Consider the following 17,291-nt stretch of genomic DNA (forward strand, 5'->3'; position numbering starts at 1 on the left):
TAGACAGGCTAAATAAGAAAATAATCACGTTATGACGCCGGCAGTTCCAAATAATGGAACTGCCGCGGCGAACTATCGTCGGGCGTTATTTCCGGCATGCGGCAGGAAATATTCAGGGATACCAAGTATGAAATCAAATAATCCGCTAAAAGAGGCCGGCACGCTGTTGGTCATGGCGCTGCTTTCGGTGGTGGGGGCGATCATCGGCGTTCAGCTGATCACCACGCTGGGCGTGACGCCCAACACCTCGATCATCGGTGCGCTGATCGCCATGCTGCTGGCACGCATTCCGCTGCAAATGTTTCAACGCTACCGCTCGGTGCACACCCAGAACCTGGCGCAGACGGTGATCTCCTCCGCCACCTTCGGCGCGGCCAACTGTCTGCTGATGCCGATTGCGGTGCCTTACGTGATGGGGCAACCGCAGCTTATTCTGCCGATGTTCTGCGGCGTGGCGGCGGCGATGCTGCTCGACGCCTATCTGCTTTATCGCCTGTTCGATACCAAAGTGTTCCCCGCCGCCAATGCCTGGCCGCCGGGCGTCGCCGCCGCGGAGGCGATTAAAGCCGGCGATCGCGGCGGCAAGCAGGCCTGGCTTTTGGTGGTGGGCGTAGGGGTGGGCATCGCCGGATCAATGCTCAAGATCCCCATGGCGGCCTTCGGCACCGCCTTTATCGGCAATATCTGGGCGCTGAGCATGTTCGGCGTCGGGCTATTGCTGCGGGCCTACGCCGAGCCGGTGGACGGTTTCGATATCAATGCCCATTTTATTCCGCACGGGGTGATGGTCGGCGCCGGCCTGGTGGCGCTGATCCAGGTCGCGCAGGTGATCCGCAGCCGCCGCGCCGATAGCGCCGGTTATACCCAACCGGACAGCGCGGTAAGCAAAGCGCTCGGCCTGGGCGCGGTCGGCTACATCGCCATCGCCGCGTTTTTGGCTCTGGTCGGCGGGCTGTTTAGCGAGATGTCGCTGCCGATGCTGGCGCTGTTCGTGATTTACGCGGCGTTCGCCGCTTTCGTTCATGAGCTGATCGTCGGTATCGCCGCCATGCACTCCGGCTGGTTTCCGGCGTTCGCGGTGGCGTTGATCACCCTGATCGTCGGTATCCTGATCGGTTTCCCACCGCTGGCGCTGTGCATCCTGACCGGCTTTACCGCCGCCACCGGGCCGGCCTTCGCCGACATGGGCTTTGACTTGAAAGCCGGCTTCATCCTGCGCGGCTACGGCGAGGATCTGCGGCAGGAACTGCTGGGGCGCCGCATTCAACTGTTTGCGGCGCTGATCGCCTTCCTCATCGCCATTCCGGTGGTTTACCTCTCTTACCACAGCTATTTCCTGCAGGACCTGATCCCGCCGGTCGCGCGCGTTTACGCCAAGACCATCGAGGCCGGTGCGCAGCCGGGCATCGCCTGGAGCCTTTTGATCTGGGCGATCCCCGGCGCCGTGGTGCAGCTGATCGGCGGCCCCAAGCGCCAGCTCGGCGTGCTGCTGGCAACCGGCCTGCTGATCAACAACGCCTTGGCCGGGTGGGCGGTGCTGGTGGGCATCGCGCTGCGCGTGGCGATCCTGCGCCGTTGGGGCGATCGCGGCCGCACGCCGATGGAGATCATGGCGGCCGGATTTATCGCCGGCGACGCGCTCTACAACTTCTTCAGCTCGATTTTTTCCAGCAAGGGCAAATAGCCCCTGCCGATGACATTGGTGAGGTAAAACGACCATGAGTTTGCAACAAACGCTGCAGGTTTTTGAATTGATTGATAGCGCATTCGTCAGCGGCCAGGACGTCGTCGATCTGTTTGCGCCTTACCCGGCGATCCGCGCCAGCACCCTGCGCGCCGAGGGGCCGAAGGGCGGCACCGATTTCGTGCGCATCGAGATCCCCGGCAGCGCAGGCAAATTCGCTGGCGGTGCGGCGCCGACGCTGGGCATTATCGGCCGCCTGGGCGGCATCGGCGCGCGGCCGACGCGTATCGGGCTGGTGTCCGACGGCGACGGCGCGATCGCCGCCATTGCCGCCGCGCTGAAGCTGGCGGAGATGCAGCGCAAGGGCGACACGCTGCCGGGGGATGTGATCGTCACCACCCATATTTGCCCGAACGCACCGACCCGGCCGCACGATCCGGTCGATTTTATGGATTCGCCGATCGATGACGTGACGATGAACGATAATGAAGTGGTGCCGGAGGCTGACGCCATCCTGTCGATCGACACCACCAAAGGCAACCGCATCATCAACCACAAAGGCTATGCGCTATCGCCGACGGTGAAAGAGGGCTACATCCTGCGGGTGGCGGAAGATCTGCTGCGCATCATGGAGATGACCAGCGGCCGCCCGGCGGTGACCTTCCCGATCACCACGCAGGACATCACCCCTTACGGCAACGGCGTGCATCACCTCAACAGCATCCTGCAGCCCTCGACCGCTACCGCGGCGCCGGTGGTCGGCGTGGCGATCTGCAGCGAATCGGTGGTGCCGGGCTGCGGCACCGGAGCCAGCCACGAAACGGATATCGCGCTGGCGGTCAAATTCGCGGTGGAAGTCGCCAAAGAATTCGGCCGCGGCACCTGCCGGTTCTACGATGCCGCCGAATATGGCCAGCTGCTGGCGCTGTACGGCAGTCTGAGTCACCTGCAAAAAAGGAGATAGCCCCATGACGGCTTCATTCGCCACGCTGACCATCGGCCAGGCGCCGCGCAGCGATATCATGCCGCTGCTGTCTGCTTATCTGCCGGCGGAGCGGGTGAGGCACGTCGGTTTGCTGGACGGCCTGGATGCCGGGCAGATCGCCGAGCGTTATGCGCCGCAACGGGGCGATAAGCTGCTGGTGTCGCGCCTGTTGGACGGCACGCAGGTGACGCTCTGTGCCGCTCGCGTCGAAAGCGGGTTGCAGCAGAAGATCCGCGAGCTGGAGGCGGCGGGATGCCAGGTGATTCTGCTGCTGTGCACCGGCGAATTCGGCCGATTGCAGGCGGAGCAGGCGCTGTTGCTGGAGCCGGATCGCATCATCCCGCCGTTGATCTCCGCGATCGTCGGCGAACACCGCGTCGGCATCGTGGTGCCGGTGGCGAAACAGGTTGGGCAGCAGGCGCGCAAATGGCGGCAGCTGGCGACGCCGCCGAGCTATGCCGTCGCCAGTCCTTATCTGGCGGATGACGCCGCGCTGGAGCAGGCGGCTTGCGCACTGCTGCGGCAGGGGGCGGAGGTGGTGGTGCTCGATTGCATCGGTTATCACCAGCGCCACCGCGCTTTTTTGCAGGCGCGTCTGTCGGTGCCGGTGCTGCTGTCGAACGTTCTGGTCGCCAAGCTGGCCGCAGAGTTAATCGGCTGATTCAAATAGCCATAAATCACCGCTCGGCGCGGCCTCGGGCGCTTTGCGCTCGCGGGTATCCCCGGGTTTCAGCAGCCCTGACTGCCGGAGAGAGGCCCGGCGGCGTTTTCCTCTGCGCCGCGATCGCATTTCGCGCGAAAAACCAGTGACAGATCAACCGCAATCCCCCAATATGGATTTTCCATCAAGATGATTACGCGGGTGCCAGTCTATGCTGAAAGTGAATGAGTATTTTGCCGGAAAAGTGAAGTCTATCGGTTTTGACAGTAGCAGCATCGGTCTTACCAGCGTGGGCGTGATGGAAGAGGGGGAATACACCTTCTCCACCGCGCAGCCGGAAGAAATGACGGTGATCACCGGGGCGCTGAAAGTGCTGCTGCCGGGGGCGCCGGACTGGCAGGTGTTTACGCCGGGCGAGAAGTTCTTCGTGCCGGGGCACAGCGAGTTCAACCTGCAGGTGGCCGACGCGACCGCCTATCTGTGCCGCTACCTGAGCAAATAAATTTTGTTCGTTAGGGAAACGCAGGGCTCAGCGGATGCTGGGCCCTGGTCATTTCTGCGGCGGGATTAACGCTGGGCTTCGCCGCCGAGCGCTTCGATGGTGTTTTTGATCAACGCCGCCAGCTCGCTGGTCATCAGGATAAAGTCGGCGTCAAAGCGCTGGGCGAAGTCATCGCGATCGATATCGTCGTTCTGTTCGCGCAGCGTGTCGGCGAATTTCAGGCGCTTGAGCGAGCCGTCGTCCGACAGCATCAGCTGAATGCGCTCCTGCCAATCCACCGCCAGCTTGGTCACCAGCTTGCCGGCTTCGATATGCACCGCGATTTCGTCGCTGATCAGATTCTGTTTCTTGCAGCGGATCACGCCGCCTTCTTCCAGAATCGCTTTCAGTTCCGCTTCATCCTGAATGGCGAAACCAGCCGGCATCTCGCCGGAACGCACCCATTCGGTCAGCGTCAGTTCGATCGGGCTTTCCATGGTCAGCGGCACCACCGGCAGCGAGCCGAGGCTTTTGCGCAGCAGCGCCAGCGTATCTTCGGCGCGTTTGGCGCTGGCGGCATCGACCATGATCAGATCGTTGACGGTGTCGATCCACATGAAGGTCTGGTTGAAGCGGCTGAAGGCGCGCGGCAGCAGGCTGTGCAGCACTTCGTCCTTCAGCGCGTCTTTCTCGGTTTTCTTCAGTTTGCGATGTTGTTCCGCCTCCAGGCGCTCAATTTTGGCCTGCAGCTCTTGCTTGATGACCGGCGACGGCAGGATTTTCTCTTCCTTGCGCGCGCAGATGACGATTTGGCCGTTGACCGCGTGCGTCAGCGCATCGCTGTGCGAGCCCATCGGGGAGACCCAGCCGGTCTTGGCCATGTCCTGGCTGCCGCACGGCGTGAAGGCGAACGCGCTGAGTTGTTTTTCCATTTCATCCGCGTTTAACGCCACTTCGCGGCTCAAACGGTAAACCATCAAATTCTTAAACCACAGCATAATGTTATCCCTGGCTGGGCGTGCGCTTGGCACGCTGATTCGTCAAAAGCAGGGCGGCATGATAACGAATTGACGCTGAAAAATCGCCCCATTCTCTCCGAATTGCGTCGCCGACCGCAGCGGAAAAGGCCGGGCGGGGGAGAGGGAAACAGGTGATTCATCCGCGCACTTACATTAGGCTGTGGCAACGCTGCGCGGCATCGAGGAGAAAAATACATGCGCATTGGCATCGATTTGGGCGGGACAAAAATTGAAGTGATTGCGTTGGCGGACGACGGCCGGGAGCTGTTTCGCCATCGCATCGCCACGCCGCGCCATGACTATGGGCAAACCCTGGCGGCGATCGCCGGGCTGGTGAAACTGGCGGAAGATCATACCGGCGAGCGGGGATCGGTCGGGATCGGCATTCCCGGCACGCTGTCGCCGTTTACCGGGCGGGTGAAAAACGCCAACTCGGTATGGCTCAACGGCCAACCGCTGGACAAGGATCTCTCGGCGCTGTTGGCGCGCGAGGTGCGTATCGCCAACGACGCCAACTGCCTGGCGGTGTCGGAAGCCACCGACGGCGCAGGCGCCGGCGCGCAAACCGTGTTTGCGGTCATTGTCGGCACCGGCTGCGGCGCCGGCGTGGCGCTGAATGGGCAGGCGCATTCCGGCGGCAACGGCATCGCTGGCGAGTGGGGCCACAATCCGCTGCCGTGGCAGGATGACGATGAGCTGCGCTACGCCCGCGAAGTGCCGTGCTACTGCGGCAAACCGGGCTGCATCGAAACCTTTATTTCCGGCACCGGTTTCGCCACCGACTATGCGCGCCTGGGCGGCAACGCGCTGCAAGGGCACGAGATCGTGGCGCTGAGCGAGCGGGGCGATGCGCTGGCGGAGCAGGCGATCGTGCGCTACGAAATGCGGCTGGCGAAAGCGTTGGCGCACGTGATCAACATTCTGGATCCGGACGTGGTGGTGCTCGGCGGCGGCATGAGCAACGTGGATCGCCTGTACCGCACGGTGCCGCAGCGGGTGAAAGATTGGGTGTTCGGCGGCGAGTGTGAAACGCCGATCCGCAAGGCGGTGCACGGCGACTCCAGCGGCGTACGCGGCGCGGCCTGGTTATGGCCGCAACAGCAGCGCTAAGCGTTGCAGCAAAGCGCGAGGCTGCTCGCGCTTTAAACCCTTCCCTGTACAAAAACTGGACGGCGCTTTATGCTTTAGCTAACTTAGCTAAGGAGGACGCGTATGCCGATTCAGGCCAATATGCACGAAGCCAAATCCAATCTGAGCCAGCTGGCGGACAGAGCCGCGGAGGGAGAAACCGTGATTATTGCAAAAGCAGGGAAGCCGTACGTACAGCTGGTCGCCATCCAGGGCGAAGCGCGCCGGCCCGGCGCCGCCAAGGGCAAGTTTACCGTGCCGGCGGATTTCAACGCGGGGGATGCGGCCATTGCGGCGCTGTTTGAGGGCGATGCATGAAGCGCCTGCTGCTGGATACCCACGCGTTGCTGTGGTGGCTGATTGATGACGCCTGCCTGGGCGCGAACGCCAAAAGGCAGATCGCCGATCCGGGCAATGCGGTGTACGTCAGCGCGGCCAGCATTTGGGAGATCTCGATCAAGCAGGCGCTGGGCAAGCTGGCGCTGCCGGAAGACATCTTTGCGATCATAGAGGCCGAAGATTTTCTGGCGCTGCCGATGGACGCCTTTCATTGCCAACAGGCCGGGCAGCTGCCGCCCTATCATCAGGATCCTTTCGATCGCATGCTGATCGCACAGGCGCAGGCCGAGGGGCTGACGCTGATCTCCGCCGACGCGGTGTTTCCGCAATACGGCGTGCGGGTGGCGGACGCCCGCCGTTAAGCCGGTTTCTCCTCGCTTTCGCTGCGCACCCGTTCGATATGAATGGTCAGGAACATCATCTCTTCCGTGGTGAGCTGGTGCTGATAATGCTTTTCGATGTGGCGGTTGATCTTGCCGGCGCAGGCGAATGACTCACGGTATTTCTCTTTCACCACCTGATACAGCGAGTCGTCGTCGCTGTCGACGTAGTTTTTCCCCAGCAGGCGCTGGGCAAAGAATTTCAAATGGGTGACGAAACGGTGGTAACTCAGGGCTTCCTCGTTGTAATCAAAGCGGAAGTGGTATTTGACCAGGTTGAGGATCTCTTGCATCACGCGGGTGATGTGCAGCGTGTTGTGCATCTCGTCGTTAAGCTGGGCGTTGACCAGATGCAGGGCGATAAATCCGGCCTCGTCTTCCGGCAGCGCGGTATTCAGCCGCTCGGCGATCAAGGCCAGCGCCTCCAGCCCGACGGCGAACTCGGCCTGATAGAGCTTTTTAATCTCCCACAGCAACGCATTTTTGATATCCAATCCTTCCGCGTGGCGCTGCAGAGCGAAATGGATGTGGTCGGTCAGCGTGATATAGACGATGTTATGCAACTTGCCCGGCAGCCGTTCGCGGGCGAGGGTAATAATCCGGTCGGCGGTGGTGACGCAGGCCAGCGGGATCTCGGAGAGCAGCTCTTTATAGCGCTCGGCGATTTCACCGCCGTTATGGGTGAACACTTTTTCGATCAGGCTTTCGTCCAGCGTGTCGCCGGGCTTCTTTTTAAAGCCGATTCCTTTTCCCATTACCACCGTCTCTTCCTGACGGTCGTCCAGCGTAATCACCACGTTATTATTGAGTATTTTAGCGATTTTCATGGTCTTTCCCGGTGTTTCAGCATCCTGAAAACGAAAAAACCTGACGCCCGGGAGCGATCCCGGGCGCCAGGTTTTGCCTGTATTTTATGTTTCTGTCCTGCGGCCTGAGCGGCGGAGGGGATACAGTAACAATCCTGTTATGCCTGCATAATAACCCGTGCTCGCCGCGGCTCAACGCTTTTCACCGCGGAGTGCCGCCGCGGTCACACTTCTGCGCCGCGCGCGGCGGGATCACTCCAGCCTGAAGTGCGCCTCCAGCCGGCTGACGCCGAGTCCGTTGACCTTTTTCACCTTGATCTGCACCGGAATACGCTCTTTCATCGCCTCGACGTGGCTGATCACGCCAATGGTTTTGCCGGAGGCGTTCAGGCTGTCCAGCGCGTCCAGCGCGGTATCGAGGGTTTCGGCGTCCAGCGTGCCGAAGCCTTCGTCGAGGAACAGCGAATCGATGCTGGTTTTGTGGCTGACCAGATCGGACAACGCCAGTGCCAGCGCCAGGCTGACCAGGAAGCTCTCGCCGCCGGACAGAGTACGGGTATCGCGCAGCGCGTCGGCCTGCCAGGTGTCCACTACCTGTAGCTCCAGCGCGTCGCTGGTTTTGCGCTGCAGCAGGTAGCGCCCGTGCAGCCGGCCGAGCTGAAGGTTGGCCAGATAAACCAGATGATCGAGCGTCAGCCCCTGAGCGAAGCGGCGGAACTTGTCGCCTTCTTTCGAGCCGATCAGCTGGTTGAGGTAGCTCCAGTCGTCGTAGTCTTGCTGGCTGCGGGCGATTTGCTCGAACAGCGCCTGTTGATTGAGGCGGCGGGCGGCATCGCTTTCCAGCTGGTTGCGCAGTTCACCCTGGCGCAGCTGCAACGTTTTCAACTGCTGCGCCAGCTCGGCCAGCGATTGGGTGAGTGCGTCGAGATCCGCGTTGGCTTCATCCACCCCTTCAGGGCGGCTTTGCCGATGCTGCTCCAGCGTTTGCGTCGCCTGCGTCAGCAGGGCGGCGGCCTCCACCTGGCGCTGTTGCAGTTGCTCTTTACGCTGCTGCAATTCGCGGCGCAGGGCGTCGTCCAGCAGCGCGGCGGCGAAGGCGGTTTCATCGGCGAATTCGCTGTCGGCCAGCGCCTGCTGCCACAGCTGCTGCGCCTGCTGCAGCCGTTCCTGCATTTGGGTGTGCTGTTGTTGCAATCCGGCCTGCTGGCCGGCCAGGCGCTCGCGCAGTTCCTGCGCTTTTTGCCACTGCTCGGCGGCCTGCAAGCTGGCCTGTTCACAGGCGGTTTGTTTGGCGCGCAGCTGTTCGCGCACCTCGGCGACCTGCTGTTCGCCGAACAGCGCCAGCCGCTGCGCGCGCCGTTCGGCGAGGGTCTTCTCGCCTTCTTGCCAGCGTTGTTGCAGGTCTTGCTGCTGTTGCAGGCTGTCAGCATGGGTTTTCTGCAGCAGCGTAAAGCGCTCTTCGAGCAGCGCCAGCCGTTGCTGCGCCTGCTGCTGCTGCGTTTGCAGAGCGGCGAGCGCGTCTTTTGCCTGCTGTACCGCCTGCGCCGCCTGTTCATGCTGCTGCAGCGCGTGTTGCCCGCGCCGCTCTTCATCGTCGCAGCCGCTCAGCCAGGCGCTGAGCCGCTCGCCCTCGGCCAACGTAAAGTCGAATGCCAGCGGCGCGCTGAGCTGCTGCCACTGCTGCTGTTGGGCAGCCAGCTGCTGCTCATCCTGCGCGATAGCCTGCTGTTGGCGTTGCAATTGCTGTTGCAGGTTGTCGTAACGGGCTCGCAGCTCGACGCCTTGTTTTTGCAATGCTTCGGTCTGGACTTTCATTTGCTCCAGACGTTGCGCAGTTTCTGACAGTTTTACCTCTTGGTATTGTTCTACCGCCGGGTGCTCGCATGAGCCGCACAGCGGGCAGGGGGCGCCGGGTTGCAAACGGGCGCGCTCGGCTTCCAGACCCACGATCCGTTGTTCCAGCGCATAGGTTTTTTCAACATCGGCCTGGTGGGCTTTCTGCTGCTTAAATTGCTGACGGATGAGCTCTAACTGTGGCTCCAACTGGGTCAGTTCATTTTGACCGATGTTTAGCTCTTGCCGCTGCTGTTCCAGCCGTTTAACAACTTGTTGCGATAAAGAGGCGAGCGTAAATAACTGCTGGCGCGTCGGGCGCAGATCCGCCAGGGCGCTCAGGCGCTGGCGCAGCGGGGCCAGCGGCGTTTGCGCCGCCAGCGCCTGTTGCTGTTGCTGCTGAACGGCCAGCGCTTCGGTCAGCGCGTTCAACCGCTGCTGATGCTGTGCGGCCTGCGCCGTCAGTTGGCTGCGCTCGGCGGTGAGCTGCTCCAGCGTGGTTTTCTGTTTGGCACACTGCTGCGCGGCGGCATCGCCGGCCTGTCGCCGCTCGGCCTGCGTCGACTGCAGTTGGGCTATTTGGTGGTCGAGCGGGGCGACCTGGTCATCGATCAGCTGTTGCTGCTGCCGCATATGCTCGGCATGGGCTTGCTGCGCCAGACGGGCCTTTTCCACCGCCTGCTGCAGTGGCGCCAGCTGCGCCGAGTGCTGTTCCTGTTGCTGCGTCAGCTGGGCTGCCTGCTGTTGTATCGTCTGCAGCTCGGCGCGGCAGCGATCGCGTTCACCGCGCAGCGGCCGCAATTTCTCGGCCGGTTCGCTGAGCGCCAGCCGCTGCAGCTGCGGGGCGGCCTCCGTCTGCTCGCGCTGGGCGGTTTCCAGCCGCCGTTGACCCTCGTTTTGCTGTTGCTGGAGGCGTTGCCATTGCTGCAGCCAGCTCAGCGCCTGTTGCTGTTGCTGAGTTTGCTTACCGAGGGCGCTTTCCTGCGCGCTCAGCGCCGTCAGCTGTTCAGTCAGGGAGTGGCGCTGTTCATCGTTCAGCAGCTCGATGCCGCTGGCGCGCTGGTGCAACCCATCCAGGTCGGTTTTGGCCTGCTTGTGCGATTCGAACACCTGTTCGGACAACCGCCCGTAGATTTCGGTGCCGGTCAGCTCTTCCAACAGCTCAGCGCGATCGTTGGCGTCGGCGTTGAGGAACGCGGCGAACTGCCCCTGAGACAGCATCATCGATTTGGTGAAGCGGCCGAAGTCCAGCCCGGTGATGGCGGCGGTGATCTCCAGCTTGTCGCGCACCTTGTCCGCCAGGATCTTGCCGTCCTCGCGGCGCGCCAGTTCCACCTTCGGCGCCTGCAGGTTGCCGTCCGGCGCGTTTTTGGCGCGGCGCTGGCTCCAGAAGGCGCGATAGCCGACACCCTTGACCTCGAATTCGACCTCCGCCAGCGATTCGGCGGTGTGGCGGGTCATCAGTTCATTCTGGCTCGGCGTGACGTTGAGACGCGGCGTCTGGTGGTACAGCGCCAGGCAGATGGCGTCCAGCAGGGTGGTTTTGCCCGCGCCGGTCGGGCCGGTAATGGCGAACAGGCCGTTGCTGGCGAACGGCTCGGCGGTGAAGTCAATTTTCCACTCGCCCTGCAGCGAGTTGAGGTTTTTTAACCGCAGGCTGAGGATCTTCATGGATTGGTCTCCTCAGGATTGTGCTGCACCGCCTCGACCACCTGGCGGAACAGTTGGTGCATCCGCCGTTGGCGCGCTTCTGGCATGTCGGCCTCCTGCGCCAGGCGCCGTTCGAACACCTCGTTGACGCTCAGTTCGTTGAGCGTTTCCTTATCCTGCTGCGCGATCGCCTGGCGGCGCTGCTCTTTACTGCGCCGCAGCAGCACCACTTCCACCGGCAGCTCATCCGCCATCAGCTGGATGCGGCGCTGGATATCGCTGAGGTAGTCCTGCGTCGCCACTTCGATATCCAGCCACACCGGCAGCTCGCCGGCATAGTCGGCAAATTGCTGCAGCTGCCGTTCGATCTCGGCCAGATCGCCTTTGATCAGCTGCATGGGCTGGAACTGCGGGATCGTTAACGCTTCTACCTGCTGCAGGGCGCCGCCGGCGAAATCGACCAGGAAGACGCTTTTGGCTTTGCCCAGTTCATCGAAGCTGAGCGGAATCGGTGAGCCGCTATAGCGAATATGCTCTGATTTGGCGACGTTCTGCGCGCGGTGAATGTGGCCCAGCGCGATATAGTCGGCGGGCGGGAAGGCCTGCGCCGGGAAGGCGTCGAGGGTGCCGATATAGATGTCGCGCACCGAGTCGGAGGTGGTGACGCCGACGGTGGTCAGGTGGCCGGTGGCGACGATCGGCAGCGGCAGGCCCAGCCGATCGCGGCGTTCGCAGGCCGCCTGATACAGCGCCTGGTAATGTTCGGCGATGGCTTCCTGCAGCGCCTGCTGTTTTTGCGCGCCGGATTCGCCGGCGCGGCTGGTGAGCAGATCGCGCGGCCGCAGAAAAGGAATGGCGCACAGCACCGCGCCCGGCTGGCCGTCGCGCCGGTTCAGCACCACGATCTGCTGCTCAAGGGAGCCCTGCGCGCTCGCGATCACCGTGGTATTCAGGCAGGAGAGCAGTTCCCGCGATTCGTTCAGCGTCGCTACCGAATCGTGGTTGCCGCCCAGCACCACCAGCTGGCAGCCGGTGCGCTGCAGCTCCACCACGAAGCGGTTGTACAGCTCGCGGGCGTAGCTGGGTGGCGAGCCGGTATCGAACAGATCCCCGGCGACGATCAGCGCATCCACCTGCTGCTGCTCGATCTGCTCGATCAGCCAGTTCAGAAAAGCCTGGTGCTCAGCGGCGCGGCTTTTGGTGAAAAAGTACTGGCCAAGGTGCCAGTCAGAGGTGTGGATCAGGCGCATGACACTCCCGGATGCAAAGGTAATGGCGATGATTATAAAGGCCGCGGCGGCGGCTGTCCCGGCGCAATGATGATGACAACCGGATGATTTTTCTTTGCGCCGGGAAATAATCGCTATGCTTACTGCCTATAACAGCCGCTTTTTTTCATAAAAGTGTCACAAAACTGACGCATAATGGCGCCCGCAAAGTCGCTAACACATTGGCAGGATTGACGATGGCAAGACGCATACTGGTGGTGGAAGACGAAGCGCCGATCCGTGAGATGGTGTGCTTTGTGTTGGAACAGAATGGTTACCAACCGTTGGAAGCCGAGGATTATGACAGCGCCGTGACGCGCCTGTCTGAGCCGTTCCCTGATTTGGTGTTGCTCGACTGGATGTTGCCCGGCGGTTCCGGCATTCAGTTTATCAAACATATGAAGCGCGAAGCGCTGACCCGCGATATTCCGGTGATGATGCTGACCGCGCGCGGCGAAGAGGAAGACCGGGTGCGCGGCCTGGAAGTGGGGGCGGATGATTACATCACCAAGCCGTTCTCGCCCAAGGAACTGGTGGCGCGCATCAAAGCGGTCATGCGCCGCATTTCACCGATGGCGGTGGAAGAAGTGATTGAAATGCAAGGGCTGAGCCTGGATCCGTCCTCCCACCGCGTGATGGCGAACGATCAGGCGCTGGACATGGGGCCGACCGAGTTCAAGCTGCTGCACTTCTTTATGACCCACCCGGAGCGGGTTTATAGCCGTGAGCAGTTGCTTAATCACGTCTGGGGCACTAACGTTTATGTGGAAGACCGTACCGTTGACGTGCATATCCGTCGGCTCCGCAAGGCATTAGAAACCAGTGGGCATGATAAAATGGTTCAAACCGTTCGGGGCACCGGCTACCGGTTCTCAACGCGCTACTGATCGCGCTGCGCTGGAGAATATGCCGTGTTAGAACGTCTGTCGTGGAAGAGGCTGGCTCTGGAGCTGGCTCTTTTCTGTTTGCCCGCCTTACTGCTGGGGCTGATTTTCGGTTATCTGCCCTGGTTCCTGCTGGCCTCCGCGCTGGCCGCGCTGGTGTGGAATTTCTACAACCAGCTCAAACTCTCCCATTGGCTGTGGATCGATCGCAGCATGACGCCGCCGCCCGGCCGCTGGAGTTGGGAGCCGTTGTTCTATGGCCTGTATCAGATGCAGCAGCGCAATCGCCGCCGCCGGCGCGAGCTGGCGCTGTTGATCAAGCGCTTTCGCAGCGGGGCCGAATCGCTGCCTGACGCGGTGGTGATGACCACCGTTGAAGGCAACATCTTCTGGTGCAACGGGCTGGCGCAGCATCTGCTCGGCTTCCGCTGGCCGGAAGACAACGGCCAGCACATCCTCAACCTGCTGCGTTATCCGGAATTCAGCCACTATCTGCAACAGCAGGAGTTCTCGCGCCCGCTGACGCTGCAGCTGAACAACGAACACTACGTCGAATTCCGCGTGATGCCCTATTCCGAAGGGCAGTTGCTGATGGTGGCGCGCGACGTCACCCAAATGCGCCAGCTGGAGGGGGCGCGGCGCAACTTCTTCGCCAACGTCAGCCATGAGCTGCGCACGCCGCTGACGGTGCTGCAGGGCTATCTGGAGATGATGGGCGACGAAGAGCAGGACGGTTCGCTGCGCAGCAAGGCGCTCGGCACCATGCAGGAGCAGACCCGCCGGATGGACGGGCTGGTCAAGCAGCTGCTGACGCTGTCGCGCATCGAGGCGGCGCCCAATGTCGACATGAACGAGCGGGTGGATATCCCGCTGATGCTGCGGGTGTTGCAGCGCGAGGCGCAATCGCTGAGCGGCGGCAATCACGAGATCACTTTCCGGGTGAACGAACAGCTCAACGTGTTCGGCAATGAAGACCAGTTGCGCAGCGCGGTGTCTAACCTGGTGTACAACGCGGTCAACCACACGCCGAAGGGCACCCATATCGAAGTGAGCTGGCAGCAGACGGCGCAGGGCGCGCAGTTCCAGGTCAGCGACAACGGGCCGGGCATCGCCGCCGAACACCTGCCGCGCCTGACCGAGCGTTTTTACCGCGTCGACAAGGCCCGTTCGCGCCAGACCGGCGGCAGCGGGCTGGGGCTGGCGATCGTCAAGCATGCGCTCAGCCATCACGACGCGCGGCTGGAGATCCTCAGCGAGCCGGGGATCGGCACCCGCTTTATCTTTACCTTACCCAACCGGTTGATTGTTCCCGCCGCTTTATCAGAGAATGCGGTGAAAAATTAACGCGAGACACCGGTATGACCCGAATAACCCGAGGGCTGTTGCTTTGCCTGGCGCTGCTGGCCGGACGCGGCGCGCTGGCGCAGCCCGACGGCATGCTGGCGGGCAACCTGTCCAGCGTCGGTTCCGATACTTTGGCGAATCTGATGGCGCTGTGGGCGCAGGATTTCAGCCGGCATTATCCCAACGTTAACCTGCAGATCCAGGCCGCCGGCTCGTCGACCGCGCCGACCGCGTTGGCGGCGGGCGCTGCGCAGCTGGGCCCGATGAGCCGGCCGATGAAGGCGGCCGAGGTTTCGGCGTTCGAACACCGTTACGGCTATGCGCCGCTGGCGGTGCCGGTGGCGGTGGACGCGCTGGTGGTGTTGGTGCATCAGGACAACCCGCTGCGCGGCCTCAATCTGCAGCAGCTCGATCGCATTTTCTCCGCCACCCGGCGCTGCGGTGAAAGCAAGCCGCTGACGCGTTGGGGCGAGCTGGGGCTGAGCGGCGACTGGGCGACGCGCTCGCTGCAGCGCTTCGGCCGCAACTCGGCGTCCGGCACCTACGGCTATTTCAAACTGCGCGCGCTGTGCGGCGGCGATTTTATGCCGCGCGTCAATGAGCTGCCCGGTTCGGCCTCGGTGGTGCAGGCGGTGGCCGGTTCGCTCAACGGCATCGGCTACGCCAGCATCGGTTTTCGCGCCAGCGGCGTGCGGCTGCTGCCGTTGGCGGAATCGGGAGAGGACTATGTCGCGCCTACCGCCGCCAACGTGCGCAACGATCGCTACCCGCTGTCGCGCTATCTCTATATCTACATCAACAAAGCCCCCAATCAACCGCTGGAGCCGCTGACCGCTGCGTTCCTCGATCGCGTGCTGTCGAACGCAGGGCAGAACCTTGTCAATCACGACGGCTATCTGCCGCTGCCGCCGGGCGCCCTGCAGAGGACCCGCCAGGCGCTCGGGCTGCAGCCGCTCGCGGCTGCCACGGTGCAATAAGCGACAAAAAGCGGCGTAATTTTCGCCTTTTTTAACGGCCAAACGGAGCTTATACCACGCGAAAACCGGGCATTTATTGGCGTTTTCGCGCGGTAAAGCGGTATATGTTTCACGTTTCGTGAATCCATTGTTCAAAAATGATACAAATCATGTAGTGTATATTTATTGATAGCCAATATGATCGACTGGTGGCTAAAGTTTATATGGTCGATAGCTCTGCTTTTCGCCGTGCGTCTTGCCTTGAAGCGCTATAAACGTTTACCTTAGCCCTCGTTGTCGGATTAAACCTCCATTTTTATAACTCCTAAAATTTTGCCCATCTTCATGAGCGGCCACTTTCGAATAGGGACATAAACGCCGGATCGACTGCGTTTAGGGTGCTTATTTGGCGCTGCGACGATCGGGCATGCCGGCAACCGGTGGGGCGTCACGCCACCACGCTATCGGACAATTTTTTTCATTTGAACAGGCAACACGACATCGTATGAGTCATCGTTTAACGTCAAAAGATATCCTGGCACTGGGCTTCATGACCTTTGCCTTATTCGTTGGGGCCGGGAACATCATCTTCCCGCCGATGGTCGGCTTGCAGTCCGGTGAACACGTCTGGATCGCGGCGCTGGGCTTCCTGATCACCGCCGTCGGTCTGCCGGTCATCACCGTCATCGCGCTGGCGCGCGTCGGCGGCGGCATCGATGCCCTCAGTTCGCCGATCGGCCGCGGCGCCGGCCTGCTGCTGGCGACCGTCTGCTACCTGGCCGTCGGCCCGCTGTTCGCCACGCCGCGCACCGCCACCGTGTCCTTTGAAGTGGGCATCGCCCCGCTGACCGGCGACGGCGCCATGCCGCTGTTCATCTACAGCCTGGTGTACTTCGCGCTGGTGATCGGCATCTCCCTGTATCCGGGCCGCCTGCTCGACACCGTCGGCCATGTGCTGGCGCCGCTGAAGATTGTGGCGTTGGGCGTACTGGGCATCGCCGCGCTGCTGTGGCCTGCCGGCGCGCCGATTCCGGCGACGGCGGCTTACCAGAGCGTGCCTTTCTCTTCCGGCTTCGTTAACGGCTACCTGACCATGGATACGCTGGGCGCGCTGGTATTCGGCATCGTTATCGTCAACGCGGCGCGCTCGCGCGGCGTGAAAGACGCCGGTCTGTTGACCCGCTACACCATCTTGGCCGGTTTAATCGCCGGCGTGGGCCTGACGCTGGTTTACCTGAGCCTGTTCAAGCTGGGCTCCGGCAGCGGCGCGCTGGTGCCGGATGCCACCAACGGCGCGGTGATCCTGCACGCTTACGTTCAGAACACCTTCGGCGGCCTGGGCAGCTTCTTCCTGGCGGCGCTGATCTTCATCGCCTGTATGGTGACCGCGGTAGGCCTGACCTGCGCCTGCGCCGAGTTCTTCGCGCAATACCTGCCGTTCTCGTACAAGACGCTGGTGTTTATCCTGGGCCTGTTCTCGATGGTGGTGTCCAACCTCGGCCTGAGCCACCTGATCCAGATCTCCATTCCGGTGCTGACCGCGATTTACCCGCCGTGCATCGTGCTGGTGGTGCTGAGCTTCACCCTGCGTTGGTGGCACAGTGCCCCGCGCATCATCGCGCCGGTGATGCTTGTCAGCCTGTTGTTTGGTATCCTTGACGCGGTGAAAGCCTCCAGTTTCCAGCAGCTGCTGCCGGCCTGGACCACTCACCTGCCGCTGGCGGAGCAGGGGTTGGCATGGTTGCCGCCTTCGCTGCTGATGCTGGCGCTGGTCGCGATTTATGATCGGGTGTGCACGCGTTCCCAAGTGACCGCGCACTGATAATCCCCCGGCTTAATCCAGGGCCACGGACATGTCCGTGGCTTTTTTACG

15 protein-coding genes are annotated in these 17,291 nt (G+C 62.0%); 11 read left to right on the forward strand and 4 right to left on the reverse strand.

Annotation, left to right across the window (positions count from 1 at the left end; all coding sequences use genetic code 11):
• Positions 1-127 precede the first annotated feature (127 nt).
• From ACJ8HB_RS22350 to ppnP, 4 genes are all read left to right on the forward strand, one after another.
• Positions 128-1,684 (forward strand): OPT/YSL family transporter, encoded by a 1,557-nt coding sequence (locus ACJ8HB_RS22350; RefSeq protein WP_047569069.1) that lies wholly within the window; start codon positions 128-130, stop codon positions 1,682-1,684.
• 34 nt (positions 1,685-1,718) lie between these two features.
• Complete coding sequence (locus ACJ8HB_RS22355; RefSeq protein ID WP_033647333.1) at positions 1,719-2,648, forward strand: DUF1177 domain-containing protein; 930 nt, start codon at positions 1,719-1,721, stop codon at positions 2,646-2,648.
• A gap of 4 nt (positions 2,649-2,652) precedes the next feature.
• Entirely contained in the window at positions 2,653-3,330 is a 678-nt protein-coding gene (locus ACJ8HB_RS22360) for an AroM family protein (protein ID WP_442520196.1), read from the forward strand.
• Positions 3,331-3,541: 211 nt separating this feature from the next.
• Positions 3,542-3,832: a pyrimidine/purine nucleoside phosphorylase gene (ppnP, locus tag ACJ8HB_RS22365; protein ID WP_004940463.1), complete on the forward strand. Its 291-nt coding sequence runs from the start codon at positions 3,542-3,544 to the stop codon at positions 3,830-3,832.
• Between the two features lie 65 nt (positions 3,833-3,897).
• Here the strand turns inward: ppnP and rdgC are convergent, their stop codons facing one another.
• Positions 3,898-4,809 carry a recombination-associated protein RdgC gene (gene rdgC / locus ACJ8HB_RS22370; protein ID WP_004940461.1) on the reverse strand — a complete coding sequence of 304 codons (912 nt, stop codon included), beginning with the start codon at positions 4,807-4,809 and terminating at the stop codon, positions 3,898-3,900.
• 216 nt (positions 4,810-5,025) lie between these two features.
• Here rdgC and mak point away from each other — a divergent pair, with 216 nt between their 5' ends.
• The 3 genes from mak (at position 5,026) to ACJ8HB_RS22385 (ending at position 6,659) form a co-directional block, all read left to right on the forward strand.
• A complete protein-coding gene (gene mak / locus ACJ8HB_RS22375; RefSeq protein WP_039567006.1) occupies positions 5,026-5,940 on the forward strand; it encodes a fructokinase in 915 nt (304 codons plus the stop codon).
• 102 nt (positions 5,941-6,042) lie between these two features.
• The gene (locus tag ACJ8HB_RS22380; protein WP_033637280.1) at positions 6,043-6,276 is read left to right on the forward strand and encodes a type II toxin-antitoxin system Phd/YefM family antitoxin; all 234 of its coding nucleotides are present in this window, start codon (positions 6,043-6,045) and stop codon (positions 6,274-6,276) included.
• Positions 6,273-6,659, forward strand: coding sequence for a type II toxin-antitoxin system VapC family toxin (locus ACJ8HB_RS22385; protein ID WP_033637281.1), 387 nt, complete (start codon positions 6,273-6,275; stop codon positions 6,657-6,659). Before ACJ8HB_RS22380 ends, ACJ8HB_RS22385 begins: the two co-directional genes overlap by 4 nt.
• Here ACJ8HB_RS22385 and licT read toward each other — a convergent pair.
• From licT to sbcD, 3 genes are all read right to left on the reverse strand, one after another.
• Positions 6,656-7,504 (reverse strand): BglG family transcription antiterminator LicT, encoded by an 849-nt coding sequence (licT, locus tag ACJ8HB_RS22390; protein WP_041033609.1) that lies wholly within the window; start codon positions 7,502-7,504, stop codon positions 6,656-6,658. The genes ACJ8HB_RS22385 and licT overlap by 4 nt on opposite strands.
• Before the next feature lie 231 nt (positions 7,505-7,735).
• The gene (gene sbcC / locus ACJ8HB_RS22395) at positions 7,736-10,987 is read right to left on the reverse strand and encodes an exonuclease subunit SbcC (RefSeq protein WP_047569066.1); all 3,252 of its coding nucleotides are present in this window, start codon (positions 10,985-10,987) and stop codon (positions 7,736-7,738) included.
• The gene (sbcD, locus tag ACJ8HB_RS22400; protein WP_047569064.1) at positions 10,984-12,216 is read right to left on the reverse strand and encodes an exonuclease subunit SbcD; all 1,233 of its coding nucleotides are present in this window, start codon (positions 12,214-12,216) and stop codon (positions 10,984-10,986) included. The genes sbcC and sbcD overlap by 4 nt, the downstream gene beginning before the upstream one ends.
• A 215-nt stretch (positions 12,217-12,431) precedes the next feature.
• On the opposite strand from sbcD, the gene phoB reads away from it, so the two are divergent.
• From phoB to brnQ, 4 genes are all read left to right on the forward strand, one after another.
• Positions 12,432-13,121 (forward strand): phosphate response regulator transcription factor PhoB, encoded by a 690-nt coding sequence (gene phoB / locus ACJ8HB_RS22405; protein WP_004940438.1) that lies wholly within the window; start codon positions 12,432-12,434, stop codon positions 13,119-13,121.
• A 24-nt stretch (positions 13,122-13,145) separates the two neighbouring features.
• Positions 13,146-14,462 (forward strand): phosphate regulon sensor histidine kinase PhoR, encoded by a 1,317-nt coding sequence (gene phoR, locus ACJ8HB_RS22410; protein WP_033653283.1) that lies wholly within the window; start codon positions 13,146-13,148, stop codon positions 14,460-14,462.
• Positions 14,463-14,476: 14 nt separating this feature from the next.
• Positions 14,477-15,439, forward strand: coding sequence for a PstS family phosphate ABC transporter substrate-binding protein (locus ACJ8HB_RS22415; RefSeq protein WP_047569062.1), 963 nt, complete (start codon positions 14,477-14,479; stop codon positions 15,437-15,439).
• A gap of 484 nt (positions 15,440-15,923) precedes the next feature.
• Positions 15,924-17,240, forward strand: a complete 1,317-nt coding sequence (gene brnQ / locus ACJ8HB_RS22420) for a branched-chain amino acid transport system II carrier protein (RefSeq protein WP_033637288.1) — start codon at positions 15,924-15,926, stop codon at positions 17,238-17,240.
• Positions 17,241-17,291: the final 51 nt, after the last annotated feature.

Source organism: Serratia sp. CY27727, from assembly GCF_052169275.1.
GTDB classification, from domain to species: Bacteria; Pseudomonadota; Gammaproteobacteria; order Enterobacterales; family Enterobacteriaceae; genus Serratia; species Serratia sarumanii.